This window comes from Streptomyces sp. NPDC048192, from assembly GCF_043202415.1.
In the GTDB taxonomy this organism is placed as follows: domain Bacteria; phylum Actinomycetota; class Actinomycetes; order Streptomycetales; family Streptomycetaceae; genus Streptomyces.
In genome coordinates, this window is record NZ_JBIDAL010000004.1 from 88,806 (window position 1) to 104,295 (window position 15,490).

A 15,490-nucleotide genomic window follows, 5' to 3' on the forward strand; every position below is an offset into this window, starting at 1 on the left:
CGTCCGCGCGCGAGCCGTACCGTGGAAGGCGTGTACCGGTTTCTGCTGACAACCCGCTGGTGGGGCATCAACGTCTTCGTGCTGCTCGCCATCCCGTTCTGCATCTTCATGGGGTCCTGGCAGCTGAGCCGGTTCGAGGGGCGGGTGCACGACAGCCGCGCGGCCACCCGGCAGGCCGCGTCCGACCGGCAGGAGACGGCACGCCCGCTGGACTCGATGCTGCCCGTCGACAAGGCCACCTCCGGGCGGCGGGTCACCGCGAGCGGGCACTACGGCACGCAGCTGCTGGTGCCGGACCGGCAGCTCGACGGCAGGGACGGCTTCTACGTCCTCACCCTGCTGCGCACCGGCTCCGGAAAGGCGCTGCCGGTGGTGCGGGGCTGGCTGCCGGGCAAGGCCGACCCCGCGAAGGCGCCCGCGCCGCCGAGCGGTGAGGTCACCGTCACCGGTGCGCTGCAGGCGTCCGAGACGCCCGGGGACAACGGGGTCAGCGCGGCCGGGGGGCTGCCCGCCGGGCAGACGGCGGCGATCAGCTCGGCGTCGCTCGTCAACCTGGTGCCGTACCGGCTGTACGACGCGTGGGTGACCCTCGACAAGGCCGACGCCGGGATGAAGGCCGTGCCGGCGACCGCGCCCGCGGGCACCGGGCTGGACCTGAAGGCCTTCCAGAACCTCGGCTACACCGGCGAGTGGTTCGTCTTCGCCGGCTTCGTGGTGTTCATGTGGTTCCGGCTGCTGCGCCGCGAGGTGGAGGCGGCGCGGGACGCCGCGCTGGGCCTGGTGCCGGAGGAGACGCCGGCACCGGTGCGTTCCTGACCGCCGCGCCCCTTCGGGGTGCTCCCCCGGGTGCTACGCCCCCGCCAGCACCCCGGTGTAGTACACCGTCCCCGCGCACTCGCCCGCCACCGTCGCCGTGGCCGCGGGGGAGCCGCCCTGCGCGGTGTGGGTGATCTGGACGCTGCCGTCGGACGTGCCGTCCGCGGTCATCAGCTGGGGTGTGGTGCCCGCCGCGCCGCCGGCGTCGGAGGAGCCGCCGGAGCCGCTCGCCTCCTGGCTCGGGCTCGGGTCGGGCGTGGGGCCGCCGGTGTCGGAACCGCCGGGGGTGCCGGTGCCGCCGCTCGTGGGGCAGGTCTCCGACGGTACGAAGGCGAACTTCTCCTCGTAGGCCGCGCCCGGTTGCAGAACGAGCCCGGGGACCTCCATGGACGGGTCGGGCAGGCCGGTCGCCGCGTCCCCGGCCACGTGCCGGGCCACGCTGATCTTGGCCGGGTCGGCAGCGCCCACCGCGGTCGGGGTGATGGTGCCCTCGCCGGCGACGGTGCAGGCGGTGGAGGAGACGTTGACGACGCGGAAGGTGCCGTAGACCACGCCCGCGGAGTCGGGGGCGTCGGCGGTGCCGGTGGCGGAGCCCAGCTGGGCCGTCGTGCACACCGGGACCCCGCCGGCGGAGAGCGTGGCGGACGGGTCGGCGCCACCGGCGGCGCCGCCGCTGCCGCTGTCGCGGCCCTTCGCGCCCTGCTTGCCGGAGTCCTTGCCGGGCTTGACGTCGGTGCTGCCGCCGTCCTTCCGGCCGCCCGTGCCGCCGCCCTTGCTCTTGCCCTGCCCGGTGCCGCCCTGGGCCTGGGAGGACTGGCCCGCCATGGCGGTGTTGGGGTCGGTGCCGCCGGAGCCGGAGACGTGGACGAGGGCGGGGATCGCCGTGCCGATGAACAGCGCCGCGGCGGCCATGCCGACGGCGGCCTGCCGCTTGCGGGCCCGGCGCGCGGGCACGGCCTTGCGCAGGTGCTCCAGTGTGCCGGTGCGTGGCTGGAGGTCGTCGACCGCGGAGTGCAGCAGTCGCCGCAGCGCCAGCTCGTCGTCCGGAAGCGCCCCGAGTTCCTGGTCGCGCTCTTCGGGGCCCTGGTGGTCGGGGCCGTGGTTCACAGTTCCGTTCCCAGCGTGCGATGACGTGTGCTCTTGCTCGTGCCGGTCCGTCGGCTCGTGCCAGGCGAAGGGCTCGTGACGTTCGTGGGAGTGGCGTCCGGCGGAATCGCCCCCTGGGCCGCGGACGCTCATGACGGCGTCCCCATGGACACCCGGAGCGCGGCGATGCCCCGCGAGCCGTACGCCTTCACCGAGCCCAGCGAGATCCCGAGGGTCTCGGCGACCTGGGCCTCGGTCATGTCCGCGAAGTAGCGCAGCACCAGGACCTCGCGCTGGCGGCGCTGCAGGCCCTTCATCGCCTTGATGAGGTCGCGGCGCTCCAGCTGGTCGTAGGCGCCCTCCTCCGCGCTCGCCATGTCCGGCATCGGCTTGGAGAGCAGCTTCAGGCCGAGGATGCGGCGGCGCAGCGCCGACCGGGAGAGGTTGACGACGGTCTGCCGCAGATAGGCGAGGGTCTTCTCGGGGTCGCGGACGCGCTTGCGGGCGGAGTGCACCCGGATGAAGGCCTCCTGGACGACGTCCTCGCAGGAGGCGGTGTCGTCGAGGAGCAGCGCGGCGAGGCCGAGCAGGGAGCGGTAGTGCGCCCGGTAGGTCTCGGTGAGGTGGTCGACGGTCGTACCGGCGGCCTCGGTCGCCGTGGCCGCCGTGGTCTCGTCGGAGCCGTCACGCTGACTGGGTATGCGGGCGGGCCGCGCTGCGGGCATGGGCGCGATCACCGGCATGCCGCCGCGGGGCCGGAGCGCCGCACGGGGGGGCCGAAGGGCCGCCGCGCCGCGGGCCGCGCTGAGTTCGAGTACCTCTGCCACGCCTGTTGGACACGTTTACCCCCGAGAGGGTTGTACGTGCCGGACGTCACATGTGCGACAACCGGCGGTGCCTCAAGTGCCGTCATGCGCCCCGCTCTTCCGCTGTGTCTGATTTCGGCGGATGTCCCCACACCAGCCCTCATGGCGTCCCCACGCCCGAAGAGTGACCGCAAAGACGCTCCCCGTCCGCCGCACGGTTGCGGGGACGGGGAGGGAAATCCTCTGGTGCCCTGGGCCGTGGTTCAAGTGGTACGGACCACAGCCCCGGTCACACTTCTTACACAGATCCTATAAAGCTCTTTCCGATCTCCGCACCGGGCGGTCGGCGGACCGGGCTCAGGCGTCGTTCCGCTCCGCCGCGATCAGCTCCGCGATCTGGGCCGTGTTCAGGGCGGCGCCCTTGCGGAGGTTGTCGCCGCAGACGAAGAACTCCAGGGCGGTGGGGTCGTCCAGGGACCGGCGGACGCGGCCCACCCAGGTCGGGTCGGTGCCGACGACGTCCGCGGGGGTGGGGAACTCCCCGGCGGCCGGGTCGTCGCACAGCACCACGCCGGGCGCGGTCGCGAGGATCTCCCGGGCGCCGTCGACCGTGACCTCGCCCTGGAAGCGGGCGTGGACGGTGAGGGAGTGGGTGGTGATCACGGGCACCCGGACGCAGGTCACGGCGACCGGCAGCTGGGGCAGCCCGAGGATCTTGCGGGACTCGTCGCGGACCTTCATCTCCTCCGACGACCAGCCGTCCTCCCGCAGGGACCCGGCCCACGGGACGACGTTCAGCGCGACCGGCTCCGGGAACGGCCCGGTGTCGTCCCCGACGGCCCGCCGTACGTCGCCGGGCTTGGTGCCCAGCTCGGTGCCGGCCACCAGGGACAGCTGCGCCCGCAGCGTGTCCACCCCGGCCCGCCCGGCCCCGCTCACCGCCTGGTACGACGACACCACCAGCTCGCGCAGGCCGAACTCGGCGTGCAGCGCGCCCAGGGCGACGATCATCGTCAGGGTCGTGCAGTTGGGGCTGGCCACGATGCCGCGCGGCCTTGACCGTACGGCGTGCGGGTTGACCTCGGGCACCACCAGCGGCACCTCGGGGTCCAGCCGGAAGGCGGCGGAGTTGTCGACGACGACCGCGCCGCGCGCCGCGGCGACCGGCGCCCAGTGCGCGGCGACCTCGTCGGGGACGTCGAACAGGGCGATGTCGACCCCGTCGAAGGCCTCCTCGCTCAGGGCCGCCACCTCCACCTCCTCACCGCGCACGGCCAGCTTGCGGCCGGCCGAGCGCGGGGAGGCGAGCAGGCGGATCTCGCCCCAGATGTCCGCGCGCTGGGACAGGATCTGGAGCATGACCGCGCCGACGGCTCCGGTCGCTCCCACGACCGCGAGCGTCGGCTTGCCGGTCATCGTCGTACGCCTCCGTACGTCGGGGCGGCGGTCATCGGCCGGTGCCTCCGTAGACCACGGCCTCGTCCGAGTCGGAGTCGAGCCCGAAGGCGGTGTGCACGGCGCGGACGGCCTCCGGGACGTCGTCCTTGCGGGTGACGACCGAGATGCGGATCTCGGAGGTCGAGATCAGCTCGATGTTCACGCCCGCGTCGGACAGCGCCTCGAAGAAGGAGGCGGTGACGCCCGGGTTGGTCTTCATGCCCGCGCCGACCAGGGAGATCTTGCCGATCTGGTCGTCGTAGCGCAGCGAGTCGAAGCCGATGCCCGGCTTGTTGCGCTCCAGGGCGTCGATGGCCTTGCGGCCCTCGGTCTTCGGCAGCGTGAAGGAGATGTCCGTCAGGCCGGTGGAGGCGGCGGACACGTTCTGCACCACCATGTCGATGTTGATCTCGGCATCGGCGATGGCCCGGAAGATCGCGGCGGCCTCACCCGGCTTGTCCGGCACACCGACGACCGTGATCTTGGCCTCGGAGGTGTCGTGCGCGACACCGGAGATGATGGCCTGCTCCACCTTCTTGTCCCCAATCGGCTCACTGCTGACCCAGGTGCCCTGCAGCCCGCTGAAGCTGGACCGGACATGGATCGGGATGTTGTAGCGGCGGGCGTACTCCACACAGCGGTGGAGCAGCACCTTGGACCCGGAGCTGGCCAGCTCCAGCATGTCCTCGAAGGAGATCCAGTCGATCTTCTTCGCCTTCTTCACCACGCGCGGGTCGGCGGTGAACACGCCGTCGACGTCGGTGTAGATCTCGCAGACCTCGGCGTCGAGCGCGGCGGCGAGCGCCACGGCCGTCGTGTCGGACCCACCGCGGCCCAGCGTGGTGATGTCCTTCTTGTCCTGGCTGACGCCCTGGAAGCCCGCGACGATCGCGATGTTCCCCTTGTCGAGCGACTCGCGGATCCGGCCCGGAGTGACGTCGATGATCCGGGCTTTGTTGTGGACCGAGTCGGTGATGACGCCGGCCTGGCTGCCGGTGAAGGACTGGGCCTCGTGACCCAGGTTTTTGATCGCCATCGCCAGCAGGGCCATGGAGATACGCTCTCCGGCGGTCAGCAGCATGTCGAACTCACGCCCGGCAGGCATCGGAGAAACCTGCTCGGCGAGATCGATCAGCTCGTCCGTCGTGTCGCCCATCGCGGAAACGACGACGACAACCTGGTTGCCGTTCTTCTTCGCTTCCACGATCCGCTTGGCGACGCGCTTGATGCCCTCGGCATCGGCTACGGAGGAGCCTCCGTACTTCTGCACGACAAGGCCCACGTGCGCTCCTCGCTCGGTTCGTTTGTGTCGGCTCAGTCTATCGAGCGCCCGAATTCCACCACCCTGCTCCCGCATGGTGAGACATCCGGCGCCCGCATCCGGCACCTGCCCAGCCCGCGGCCCACCACTCGGAAAGTGCCCCGGGTCACAGCGGGCCCGGACGCGGCGAACTCGACGAGGACGGCGGCACCGCGGGGACGAGATGCGCCTGGTGGTGGACCTCGGTCACCAGGGAGCCCGCTTCCCCGCGCTCGGCGCCTCCCTGGAGGAGGGCACCGTACGGCGCAGTGAACTGCACATCTGCAACTTCGCGCCGACGCGGGAGCGTCCGGACATCGTGCCGTGCGAGCGCAGCGGACCCGTCGAGGACCTGGCGGCCTTCACCGCCGGCTGGCTCGGCGAGATCCTGCGCCGCCGATGCTGCGGTACGACGGCCGCCGGCACTGAGCCGGCGGCCGGTCAGGACACTGCTCGGCGGGGGCCCTGGGCCGTGACGCCTACGAGAACAGCCCCCTCGTCGACGAACTTCGCGACGAGATCATCGGTCTCCTCGCCGAGCCGCCCCTCCGCACTGCCCGCCGGTCCGGCCTGAGCCGAGCGCGCCGTACGTCGACGTGGCGGCGCTGGTCTCGGTCACTGCCCGGGGCGGATCCCCAGCGGTTCGCCGATCTCCTCGGCCATGACGCGGCCCGCCTCGATCTCCAGGGTCTCGTCGCCCATGTCGGACTGGTCGGTGTCGAGGCCGTCGAGTTCTTCCAGGGGCTGGTTGAGGCGGACGTGGATGAGGACCGACTGCAGGGCGCGCAGCACGGCGGAGGCGGTGGCGCCCCAGTTGGAGAAGTAGGAGAACTGCCACCACCACAGGGCTTCCGCGGTGCGGCCCGCGCGGTAGTGGGCCATGCCGTGGCGCAGGTCGGCGATGACGTCGACGAGGTCGTCCGAGATCCGGGCCGGCACCGGCGCCTTGCGGGGCTCGTACGGGTCGAAGACCTCGGAGTAGACGTCGACCGGCTCCAGCAGGCGGGCCAGGTTCTCCCGGAGTTCGTCCACGTCGGCGTCCGGGCCCACGTCGGGCTCGTAGCGCTCCTCGGGGACGAAGTCCTCGTGCGCGCCCAGGCGGCCGCCGGCCAGCAGCAGCTGGGAGACCTCCAGGAGGAGGAAGGGGACGGTCGAGCCCGGCTCGTCGCCCCTCGCCACCTCCGTGACGGCCACCAGGAAGCTTTCGATCTGGTCCGCGATCTGGACCGCGAAATCGTCCGGGTTCTGACCGGTCGCGTGCAGTGTGGCGTCAGACATCTAGGAGTCGTCTCCCCTCGAAGGCGCGGCCGAGGGTCACCTCGTCCGCGTATTCCAGGTCGCCACCCACCGGGAGGCCGCTGGCCAGGCGGGTGACCTTCAGGCCCATGGGCTTGATCATGCGGGCGAGGTACGTCGCCGTCGCCTCGCCCTCCAGATTCGGGTCCGTGGCCAGGATCAGTTCCGTGACCGTCCCGTCGGCCAACCGCGCGAGAAGTTCTCGTATACGCAGGTCGTCGGGACCCACGCCCTCGATCGGGCTGATCGCGCCGCCGAGCACGTGGTAGCGGCCACGGAACTCACGGGTGCGCTCGATGGCGACCACGTCCTTGGGCTCCTCGACCACGCAGATGACCGAGGGGTCGCGGCGCGGGTCGCGGCAGATGTTGCACAGCTCCTCCTGCGCCACGTTGCCGCAGGTCGCGCAGAAGCGGACCTTCGCCTTGACCTCCAGGAGCGCCTGCGCAAGCCGCTTCACGTCCGCCGGCTCGGCCTGCAGGATGTGGAAGGCGATCCGCTGCGCGCTCTTGGGACCGACGCCGGGCAGCCGCCCCAGCTCGTCGATGAGGTCCTGGACCACGCCTTCGTACAACGGACTGACCTTCCTTGAGACCTTTCGGTACGTACGCTAGTTGCCCCGGCCTCAGAACGGCAGACCGGGGATGCCGGTGCCGCCGCCGAGGCCCTGGGCCAGCGGGCCGAGCTTCTGCTGCTGGAGGGTCTGGGCGTTCTCGTTGGCCGCCTGCACGGCGGCGACGATCAGGTCGGCGAGGGTCTCGGTGTCCTCGGGGTCGACCGCCTTCGGGTCGATCTTCAGCGCGCGCAGCTCGCCGGCGCCGGTCACGGTGGCCTTCACCAGGCCGCCGCCCGCCTGCCCGTCGACCTCCGTGTTCGCCAGTTCCTCCTGCGCCCGCTGCAGATCCTGCTGCATCTTCTGGGCCTGCTGGAGCAACTCCTGCATGTTGGGCTGGCCACCACCGGGAAACACGATCAGCTCCTCTACGTTCTCTCCGCTGAGCATGAGCCTACGTGGTCCCCGCCGCCGTCGCCCCGCCACTCTTTCGGGTGACAAGTACGACAGCCCTATACCTGATCAAGGCCCACTTCCGGGCGGAAAAGCAGGGAAAGCGTCCTCTCCGCCACCCATTGGGCGGTAGGAAGGACGCCGCACGCCGTCATGGAATGTCACCGAACGTGACCAGTCATGATCATCCGTGATCGGTCCCGTCGTGATCAGCCAGCCGTGATGAGTCCAGTCGTGACGAGTAGGGAGTGCCCGGTGGGTCAGCCGGAGATGCAGCCCGAGGGCCCGCCTCAGGACGGGCGGGGCGAGGGTGCGGCCGGGCTGCGGCCGGGCGATCTGACCGGGCGGGCGTTTCCGCTCGGCGACTGGGGCGAGCCCGCCGAGCGGCTGGACGAGCTGTACCGGTGGGTGGAGCGCGGGGCACTGCAGACGGCGTCCTGGTATCTGCGGGACCGGGTGTGGAAGCGGCGCGGCGCCCAGCTGCTGCGGGCGGGCGCGGCGGCCGGCGCGGTCTCCGGGGCGGCCCTGCCGCTGCTGGACCTCACCGGGGCGACGCGCGGGGTGGCTCCCTGGGGCTGCCTCGCCCTGCTCGTCGCGGTCGCGTGTGTGGGCGTCGACCGGTACTTCGGGCTCACCTCGGGCTGGATGCGGGACGTGGCGACGGCGCAGGCGGTGCACCGGCGGCTGCAGGCGCTGCAGTTCGACTGGGCCTCGGAGAGCATCCGGGAGGTGCTGGGCCCGGCGGAGGGCACGGCGAGCGAGGCGGCGGAGCGCTGCCTCGGGGTGCTGCGGCGCTTCAGCGAGGACGTCACGGAACTGATCCGCACCGAGACGACCGACTGGATGGTCGAGTTCCGCACCGGTTCCGCGCCGCTCGGGCTGCAGGCGGCGGTGGCGTACATGCCGCGCCAGGAGATCGGCGGCCCGGCCGGCCGCTTCCCGGTCCCCCCGGCCAACGGCACCCGCCCGAACATGCCCCGCCAGCGACCGCCGGAGCCGCGGTAGGCCCGCCCCGGGCCCTCACCGCCTGGTGTACGTCAGGCTCTCCCCGCCGCCCGCCTGGGCCCGCTTCAGCCGGCCGTCCGGCAGCAGGGTGACCTCGGTGGCCGCGCCCGGCGTGCAGGAGGACGCGGGCTCACCGCTGGTGACGGTGGACGGGCCGATCTCCAACGGCCCGTCGGCGGTGGGCCGTTGAGTGAGCTTCGCCTCGAAGACGCAGTGGTACGAGCCGCCGCCGTCCGTGGGTCCGTCCGCGACCAGCGTCAGCACGCTGTCGCCCACCTCGCCCTGCCGGATGGTCAGTTGGCGGGTGTTGGTCCCGTTGGCGTTGTCGATGCCGGTCTCCCAGGTGCCCAGGTAGCCGGCCGGGACCGCGCCGTCGGAGGACGCGGAGGCGGAGGGGGAGTCCGAGCCGGAGTCGGTGGGAGTCGGCGCTGCGGAGGTCCCGTCGCCGGCCGTGGAGCCGGCGGTCGGCGCGGGGCTCACCTTCCCGGAGCCCTTGTCGTCGCTCCCGCCGCCACGCATCAGCGCGTACACCGAGCCGCCCGCGCCCAGCGCCACCACCAGGGCGACCGCGACGAGCAGCGCGGTGGACCGCCCGCTGCGCCGCTCCGGCTGCTCCGGCCCCGCGCCGAGGGGCGGCGGCCCGTACGGCGGCGTGGCTCCCGGCCCACCGGCGTACGGCCCGTACGCCGGCTGGGGATACCCGTAGGCGGGACCGGCCGGGGGTTGCGCGTACGGCTGCGGATGCTGCTGCCCGTACCCGTATGGTCCCGGCGCCGCCCCGAACCCGGGAGCGGCCACCGGCGGCGCCTGCCCCGACACCACGGTCGGCAGATGCTCCACTCCTCCGGCCCCGGCATGCTCGGGCGATCCCCCAGCAGCCGCCGGCGGCACCGCCGCGCCATTCGATCCCCCCGCAGCAGCCGCCGGCGGCGAGTCCGCCCCACCGGGGCCACCCGCACCCGACGACGATGCCTGCACGGGTGGTGCACCCGACGACGCACCGGCACCCGAAGACGACCCCGCACCCGGCGGCGGAGGCGCCCCCTCCCCCTCCGGGTCCTCCACCTCCAGCAGCTGTACGGCGTGCCGCCCGAGCTGGGCGACCAGCGCCCCCGGCAGCCAGGGGTCCCGGGACCGCCCACCGGTCACCGTGTCCTCCGCCCCGGTCCGCTCCAGAATCGCGTCCAGCGAGGGCCGGCGCTCCGGCTCCTTGCGCAGGCAGTCCCGTACGAGATCGGCGATCCCCTCCGGCACCCCCGTCAGATCCGGCTCCTCCTGGGCGATCCGGAACATCAGCGCGTGCACCCCGCTGTTCGCGCTCCCGAACGGCAGCGCCCCGGTCGCCGCGTACGCCAGCACGGACCCCAGGCAGAAGACGTCGCAGGCCGGAGTGATCCGGTCGCCGCGCACCTGCTCGGGCGCCATGAACCCGGGCGAGCCGACGAGCGAACCGGTCCGGGTCAGCCCCTCCCCGCCCAGCGAGGCCGTCTCCAGGGCCCGTGCGATGCCGAAGTCGATGACGCGCGGCCCGTCGATGGTCACGAGCACGTTGGACGGCTTCAGGTCCCGGTGCACGATCCCCGCCGCGTGGATGTCCTTCAGGGCGTGCGCGAGTCCGGCCGCGAGGATCCGTACCGACCGCTCCGGCAGCGCGCCGTGATCGTGCCCGACCACCTGCTGCAGGCTGGGGCCGGCCACGTACCCGGTGGCGACCCACGGCACCGGCGCCTCGGTGTCCGCGTCCAGCACGGGCGCGGTCCAGTACCCGCCGACCCGGCGCGCGGACTGCACCTCCTGCCGGAACCGCGCCCGGAACTCCTCCTCGGCGGCCAGTTCCTCGCGGACCAGTTTCACCGCGACCGTACGGCCCCGGTCCGAGCGGGCCAGATACACGTGCCCCATGCCGCCCGCGCCCAGCCGCGCGAGCAGCCGGTAGCCCCCGATGACCTGTGGATCCCCCGGCCCCAGCTTCTCCATGCCCGCCCCGCCTTCCCCCCGGTACGCCCACGCACCCCGTGCACGCGGCACACGCGCGCCGCGTGCGGCGCCCGCGTGTACGACGGAGCCGAGAATAATCCGGCCCCACGGGAGAGTCGCGCCAGTCGCCGTCCCCGGTTCCGGCGCGAGGGCCCGCTCGAGCGGTGCCCGGCCTGGACAACCTGTCGCAGTTTCCCCCCGTCCACGGAACAGGACGCCGATATCTCTTCCGCATCGCGGACATCTACCCTCGGGCGCATGACCCCTCAGACCGACCCCGACGCCGGCGCCGCAGTGAAGGCGGCGGACCGCGCGCACGTCTTCCACTCCTGGTCCGCCCAGGACCTCATCGACCCGCTCGCCGTCGCCGGCGCCGAGGGGTCGTACTTCTGGGACTACGACGGCAAGCGGTACCTGGACTTCACCAGCGGGCTCGTCTACACGAACATCGGCTACCAGCACCCCAAGGTCGTCGCCGCGATCCAGGAGCAGGCGGCGAAACTGGCGACCTTCGCGCCCGCCTTCGCGATCGAGGCGCGCTCGGAGGCGGCCCGGCTGATCGCCGAGCGGACCCCGGGCGACCTGGACAAGATCTTCTTCACCAACGGCGGCGCGGACGCCGTCGAGCACGCGGTGCGCATGGCCCGGCTGCACACGGGCCGCCCGAAGGTGCTCTCGGCGTACCGCTCCTACCACGGCGGCACCCAGCAGGCGGTCAACATCACCGGTGACCCGCGCCGCTGGGCCAGCGACAGCGGCACCAACGGGGTCGTCCACTTCTGGGCGCCGTTCCTGTACCGCTCCCGTTTCTACGCCGAGACCGAGGAGCAGGAGACCGCGCGGGCCCTGGAGCACCTGGAGACGACGATCGCCTTCGAGGGGCCGGGGACGGTCGCGGCGATCATCCTGGAGACCATCCCGGGCACGGCCGGAATCATGGTTCCGCCGCCCGGCTATCTGGCCGGCGTCCGCGAGATCTGCGACAAGTACGGCATCGTCTTCGTCCTGGACGAGGTCATGGCCGGTTTCGGACGCACCGGCGAGTGGTTCGCCGCCGACCTCTTCGGTGTGGTGCCCGACCTGATGACCTTCGCCAAGGGCGTGAACTCCGGTTACGTGCCGCTCGGCGGTGTGGCCATCTCCCAGGAGATCGCCGCGACCTTCGGCAAGCGGCCCTACCCCGGCGGTCTGACCTACTCCGGGCACCCGCTGGCCTGCGCCGCAGCCGTCGCCACGATCAATGTGATGGCGGAGGAGGGGATCGTGGAGAACGCCAGGCGGCTCGGCGAGAGCGTCCTCGCGCCCGCCCTGGCCGAGCTGGCCGAGCGGCACCCCAGCGTCGGCGAGGTGCGCGGCACCGGCATGTTCTGGGCGCTGGAGCTGGTACGCGACCGCGAGACCCGCGAGCCGCTGGTGCCGTACAACGCGACCGGCGAGGCGAACGCCCCGATGGCCGCCTTCACGACCGCCGCCCGGCAGTACGGCATCTGGCCCTTCGTGAACATGAACCGCACGCACGTGGTCCCGCCGTGCAATGTGACGGAGGCCGAGCTGAAGGAGGGGCTCGCCGCTCTGGACGCCGCGCTGAGCGTGGCCGACGAGTACACGGTGTAGCCGTACGACGACTGCCGCCCGGGTGATTCGAACGCGTAAGGTGACGTGCTCGTAAGCACAGATACTCGCGTAGACGGCGAGTACGGACGAGCACGTCATCCGACGCGTGAGGAGAGGCCCCCCATGCCCGGCACCGGCGCCGTGACCCGCAGCACGCTGCGGCAGCAGATCGCGGACGCGCTCCGTGACGAGGTGCTGGCGGGGCGGCTGCGGCCGGGCCGGGCGTTCACGGTCAAGGAGATCGCCGACCAGTACGGCGTCTCCGCCACTCCCGTGCGCGAGGCGCTGGTGGACCTGTCCGCGCAGGGCATCCTGGAGGCGGACCAGCACCGCGGCTTCCGCGTGCCGGAGTACTCCGTCAGCGACTACCGGTACATGATCCAGGCCCGCAGTCTGGTCACCGACGGCATGTTCCAGGCCCTCGCCGGCGGCCACCCCGCCTTCCGCACCCCGCCCGAGGACTCCCGTACGACGGCCGCGCTGACCACCGTGCGGCGCCGCGGCGAGGAGGCGGCGCGGGCCGCCGCGGCCGGTGACCTGAGCATTCTCATCGGCTACGACCTGCGCTTCTGGCGCGAGCTGAGCGCGCTGTTCGGCAATCCCTACCTCGGCGACTTCCTCAACCGGCTGCGCGTGCAGTCCTGGGTGTGCGCGGTGCAGCACCTGCTGCGCCTGCCCGACCTGCGCGGCCGGCTCTGGTCCGGGCACACCCGGCTGGTCGACGCGCTGGCCCGGCGTGACGCCGACACCGCCCGCGCGATCGTCGCCGAGTCCAACGCCCATTCACTGGCGCTGCTGGAAGACCTGACCGGCGGGTAGATGCCCAGTACGCTTCCCTGACCGTGTCCGTGCCGGACCCTTCTGTGTGCGAGGAGCCCTCTTTGGCCTGTGACCTGTGGCTGGTACCGCTCGTGGACGTGTTGTGCCACACCCCCGACAACCCGTTCGCCGAGGAACTCGCGCAGTACAACAAGGCCTTGGGGGAGGCCGGGCTGCCACCGGTGCCGGTGTACCAGTACATGCCGGGCCTGTCCGGTGAGGTCGCGCCGGTGGCGGGTTTCGACTACGACGCCCTGCACTTCCTGCGCCGAGCGTATCTGCTCCAGGTCTGCGGGCTGCCGGTGACGCCGGTGGACGAACTGGGCGGCGACTACGAGCAGTTGCTGGAGATGTTCGAGTCCACGGCCCAGCAGTCCCATCTGGTGTGGCACTACGACCACGCGGGCGCGTACGTTCCGGTCGACTTCCCGCACCCGCTGTCCAACGACGAACTCCTGGCGGGCGGCGGCCCGTTGGGCAGCTCACAGACGCTGCTGCGCGAGCTGGAGTACGTGGCCGCGTCCATCGGCATCGACCCGGCCAACCCCCCGGCGGCCCCGGCCCCGCCGACGGCCCCGACGGAACTCGAGGAACCGGCGGTCCCCGCGCCGTACGATCCCAGCCCCTTCGCCCGCGAACGGCACGTCTGGCTGGGTCTGCACGCGGCGGCGACCCGCTCCCTGGCCCAGGGCTCGATGATCGTGTTCAGCTGAGGGGCGGGTCAGCGTGCCAGGAGGTGCACCGCGAACCCCAGGCACGTCAGGCCGATGATCCCGAACTGGATCCGCATGGTCGTCAGGCTCCGCCAGGGCGCTCCGCTGCGGGTCCACTGCCGGACCACCAGGGGCGCCCAGTCCCACACCCACACGTCGATCCCCCGCCAGCCGCATGCCACGGCCAGGAAGGCACTGCTCACGAGCAGGGCAAGCACGCCGATGACGACAACCAACGCCGATCCCTTCCTGGACCCCGAAGACGGGGGGCACATCCTGGCACGGCGCGGGAGGGGCGGGCGGGCCGGGGCCCGGCCGGCCGGGCCGGTGTGATGTCACCCACCTGGTCTTGCCGTGGGGGAAATGTCCCGCCTACGTTCGGTGGCATGTCCCCCCACGGCCCCACCTTCGCGTTCGGCGTCGACCTGAGCGCGCACGAGATGCTCCGCCGCACCCACGTCATGGCCGCCCTCGGCCCCGGCTGGGACCCGGCGGCGGCGCTGCGCGGCGAGGAGGAGGCGCGGGCGCTGCTGTACTCCGGGCTGGACGCCGAGCAGCAGCGGATCTACGACGAGCTGGTGGCGGCCGGTGTGCTGCCGCCGGGACCCGGCGATGCTGCCGCTTGATCCGCAGGCCGACCCGGGCAGGCGCGCCTGGGGGGTGGACTGTCCGGGCTGCGAGGACCGGGGCCGGTGGCGTTATCTGCTGTCCAACACCGGCAGCCTGCTGCACCTGCAGTGCCCCGCGTGCCACCACGTCTGGACCCACGAGAGCGGCTTCGGCGCCACGCGCTCGGCCGGCTGACCGGCCGGCCTGAGCCGGCCGGGGACGCACCCCGAGCCGGGCCAGCCGCACCCCGGTGTCCGTGGCCCGGCCGGCGCCGTCCACCGCCCCCACCGCCGCCGGAGCGGAGCGCGCCGCCGCCATCGCCCCGCCCGGCGGGGGAGCGAGCAACGCCGGCCCGGAGGCGTCCGGATCGCCCCGGCAGGCCGCTGCGGGGCGAACGCGGTGAGGCTGGACCGCGATCATCGCCCGGCACCGGGCCCTGGACCGTCTGCGCCGCCTGCGGGTACGGCCACAGGCCGCGCCCCTGGAGCAGGACGCGCTGAACGTGCCCGGCACGGGCGAGGGCCGCCGGGGCGAGCCCGGGCGGCCCTCGTGTGCGCGGGCGGCCGTCGCGTCAGCCGGCCGTCGGCAGCGGCCAGCCGAGCTGGGCGAACAGCCCGAGCCGGTCGCTGACCGCGCGGATCTCCGCGATCCTGCCGTCGCGCAGGGTGAAGATCCAGACGGCCTCGATCTCGAAGGACCGGCCGGTCGGCTCGGGCATCCGCGGGTGGGCCGCGCTGTGCACGCCCCGCTGGGTCACCCGGGCCACCACCCGGTCGCCCTCGCCGATCAGCTCGTCGACCCGCACGGTGAGCGGGGCCAGGGCCTCCGCCTGCTGACGCAGCCCGTCGAAGGCGGCGCCGGGCTCGTCCGCCTCACCGTGGATGATCTTGTTGTGGTCCACGACGTCCGCCGCCATGTACTGCGGCAGGTCCTCGAGCCGGCCCTCGCTGACCGCCTCGAAGAAGCCCTGGACCACCTTCTTGCCGTCGTCCACCGTGCTCATGTC

General features: G+C 72.7%; 18 protein-coding genes. 8 read left to right on the top strand and 10 right to left on the bottom strand.

Features of this window, described 5'->3' with window-relative positions:
- Positions 1–30 precede the first annotated feature (30 nt).
- Positions 31–816 (top strand): SURF1 family protein, encoded by a 786-nt coding sequence (locus tag ACGFZN_RS08705; RefSeq protein WP_393857756.1) that lies wholly within the window; start codon positions 31–33, stop codon positions 814–816.
- A gap of 33 nt (positions 817–849) precedes the next feature.
- On the opposite strand, the gene ACGFZN_RS08710 is transcribed toward ACGFZN_RS08705, so the two are convergent.
- From ACGFZN_RS08710 to ACGFZN_RS08725, 4 genes are all read right to left on the bottom strand, one after another.
- A complete protein-coding gene (locus ACGFZN_RS08710) occupies positions 850–1,923 on the bottom strand; it encodes a hypothetical protein (protein WP_393857757.1) in 1,074 nt (357 codons plus the stop codon).
- A gap of 128 nt (positions 1,924–2,051) precedes the next feature.
- Positions 2,052–2,729, bottom strand: a complete 678-nt coding sequence (locus ACGFZN_RS08715) for a SigE family RNA polymerase sigma factor (RefSeq protein ID WP_393857758.1) — start codon at positions 2,727–2,729, stop codon at positions 2,052–2,054.
- A gap of 336 nt (positions 2,730–3,065) precedes the next feature.
- Positions 3,066–4,124, bottom strand: coding sequence for an aspartate-semialdehyde dehydrogenase (locus tag ACGFZN_RS08720; protein WP_393857759.1), 1,059 nt, complete (start codon positions 4,122–4,124; stop codon positions 3,066–3,068).
- Positions 4,125–4,155: 31 nt separating this feature from the next.
- The gene (locus ACGFZN_RS08725) at positions 4,156–5,427 is read right to left on the bottom strand and encodes an aspartate kinase (protein ID WP_393857760.1); all 1,272 of its coding nucleotides are present in this window, start codon (positions 5,425–5,427) and stop codon (positions 4,156–4,158) included.
- 202 nt (positions 5,428–5,629) lie between these two features.
- On the opposite strand from ACGFZN_RS08725, the gene ACGFZN_RS08730 reads away from it, so the two are divergent.
- Entirely contained in the window at positions 5,630–6,019 is a 390-nt protein-coding gene (locus ACGFZN_RS08730; RefSeq protein WP_393857761.1) for a hypothetical protein, read from the top strand.
- A 41-nt stretch (positions 6,020–6,060) separates the two neighbouring features.
- Here ACGFZN_RS08730 and ACGFZN_RS08735 read toward each other — a convergent pair whose 3' ends face one another.
- The 3 genes from ACGFZN_RS08735 to ACGFZN_RS08745 are packed head-to-tail and all read right to left on the bottom strand — an operon-like array spanning position 6,061 to position 7,711.
- Positions 6,061–6,723, bottom strand: coding sequence for a DUF5063 domain-containing protein (locus tag ACGFZN_RS08735; protein WP_393857762.1), 663 nt, complete (start codon positions 6,721–6,723; stop codon positions 6,061–6,063).
- On the bottom strand, positions 6,716–7,315 hold the full coding sequence (gene recR, locus ACGFZN_RS08740) for a recombination mediator RecR (protein ID WP_199211360.1): 600 nt from the start codon (positions 7,313–7,315) through the stop codon (positions 6,716–6,718). Before recR ends, ACGFZN_RS08735 begins: the two co-directional genes overlap by 8 nt.
- Positions 7,316–7,366: 51 nt before the next feature.
- Positions 7,367–7,711: a YbaB/EbfC family nucleoid-associated protein gene (locus ACGFZN_RS08745; protein ID WP_393858107.1), complete on the bottom strand. Its 345-nt coding sequence runs from the start codon at positions 7,709–7,711 to the stop codon at positions 7,367–7,369.
- 291 nt (positions 7,712–8,002) lie between these two features.
- Between ACGFZN_RS08745 and ACGFZN_RS08750 the strand changes: the two genes are divergently transcribed.
- Positions 8,003–8,752 (top strand): SLATT domain-containing protein, encoded by a 750-nt coding sequence (locus ACGFZN_RS08750; RefSeq protein ID WP_393857763.1) that lies wholly within the window; start codon positions 8,003–8,005, stop codon positions 8,750–8,752.
- A gap of 15 nt (positions 8,753–8,767) precedes the next feature.
- Here the strand turns inward: ACGFZN_RS08750 and ACGFZN_RS08755 are convergent, their stop codons facing one another.
- Positions 8,768–10,729: a protein kinase gene (locus ACGFZN_RS08755; RefSeq protein ID WP_393857764.1), complete on the bottom strand. Its 1,962-nt coding sequence runs from the start codon at positions 10,727–10,729 to the stop codon at positions 8,768–8,770.
- 258 nt (positions 10,730–10,987) lie between these two features.
- On the opposite strand from ACGFZN_RS08755, the gene ACGFZN_RS08760 reads away from it, so the two are divergent.
- From ACGFZN_RS08760 to ACGFZN_RS08770, 3 genes are all read left to right on the top strand, one after another.
- Positions 10,988–12,343: an aspartate aminotransferase family protein gene (locus ACGFZN_RS08760; protein ID WP_393857765.1), complete on the top strand. Its 1,356-nt coding sequence runs from the start codon at positions 10,988–10,990 to the stop codon at positions 12,341–12,343.
- 123 nt (positions 12,344–12,466) lie between these two features.
- Complete coding sequence (locus ACGFZN_RS08765; RefSeq protein WP_393857766.1) at positions 12,467–13,162, top strand: GntR family transcriptional regulator; 696 nt, start codon at positions 12,467–12,469, stop codon at positions 13,160–13,162.
- A gap of 62 nt (positions 13,163–13,224) precedes the next feature.
- Entirely contained in the window at positions 13,225–13,875 is a 651-nt protein-coding gene (locus ACGFZN_RS08770) for a hypothetical protein (protein ID WP_360154293.1), read from the top strand.
- Positions 13,876–13,883: 8 nt separating this feature from the next.
- On the opposite strand, the gene ACGFZN_RS08775 is transcribed toward ACGFZN_RS08770, so the two are convergent.
- Positions 13,884–14,093, bottom strand: coding sequence for a hypothetical protein (locus tag ACGFZN_RS08775; protein WP_393857767.1), 210 nt, complete (start codon positions 14,091–14,093; stop codon positions 13,884–13,886).
- Between the two features lie 168 nt (positions 14,094–14,261).
- Here ACGFZN_RS08775 and ACGFZN_RS08780 point away from each other — a divergent pair, with 168 nt between their 5' ends.
- Complete coding sequence (locus ACGFZN_RS08780; protein WP_393857768.1) at positions 14,262–14,501, top strand: DUF6400 family protein; 240 nt, start codon at positions 14,262–14,264, stop codon at positions 14,499–14,501.
- Entirely contained in the window at positions 14,488–14,679 is a 192-nt protein-coding gene (locus tag ACGFZN_RS08785) for a hypothetical protein (RefSeq protein WP_393857769.1), read from the top strand. The genes ACGFZN_RS08780 and ACGFZN_RS08785 overlap by 14 nt, the downstream gene beginning before the upstream one ends.
- A 376-nt stretch (positions 14,680–15,055) precedes the next feature.
- Here the strand turns inward: ACGFZN_RS08785 and ACGFZN_RS08790 are convergent, their stop codons facing one another.
- On the bottom strand, positions 15,056–15,487 hold the full coding sequence (locus ACGFZN_RS08790) for an ester cyclase (protein ID WP_393857770.1): 432 nt from the start codon (positions 15,485–15,487) through the stop codon (positions 15,056–15,058).
- Between the last annotated feature and the right edge of the window lie 3 nt (positions 15,488–15,490).

Excerpts from the sequence above, each read along its gene's own strand:
- ACGFZN_RS08720 (WP_393857759.1), bottom strand. The coding sequence starts at position 4,124 with ATGACCGGCAAGCCGACGCTCGCGGTCGTGGGAGCGACCGGAGCCGTC.
- ACGFZN_RS08730 (WP_393857761.1), top strand. The coding sequence starts at position 5,630 with ATGCGCCTGGTGGTGGACCTCGGTCACCAGGGAGCCCGCTTCCCCGCG.
- ACGFZN_RS08735 (WP_393857762.1), bottom strand. The coding sequence starts at position 6,723 with ATGTCTGACGCCACACTGCACGCGACCGGTCAGAACCCGGACGATTTC.
- ACGFZN_RS08755 (WP_393857764.1), bottom strand. The coding sequence starts at position 10,729 with ATGGAGAAGCTGGGGCCGGGGGATCCACAGGTCATCGGGGGCTACCGG.
- ACGFZN_RS08760 (WP_393857765.1), top strand. The coding sequence starts at position 10,988 with ATGACCCCTCAGACCGACCCCGACGCCGGCGCCGCAGTGAAGGCGGCG.
- ACGFZN_RS08765 (WP_393857766.1), top strand. The coding sequence starts at position 12,467 with ATGCCCGGCACCGGCGCCGTGACCCGCAGCACGCTGCGGCAGCAGATC.
- ACGFZN_RS08780 (WP_393857768.1), top strand. The coding sequence starts at position 14,262 with ATGTCCCCCCACGGCCCCACCTTCGCGTTCGGCGTCGACCTGAGCGCG.
- ACGFZN_RS08785 (WP_393857769.1), top strand. The coding sequence starts at position 14,488 with ATGCTGCCGCTTGATCCGCAGGCCGACCCGGGCAGGCGCGCCTGGGGG.
- ACGFZN_RS08790 (WP_393857770.1), bottom strand. The coding sequence starts at position 15,487 with ATGAGCACGGTGGACGACGGCAAGAAGGTGGTCCAGGGCTTCTTCGAG.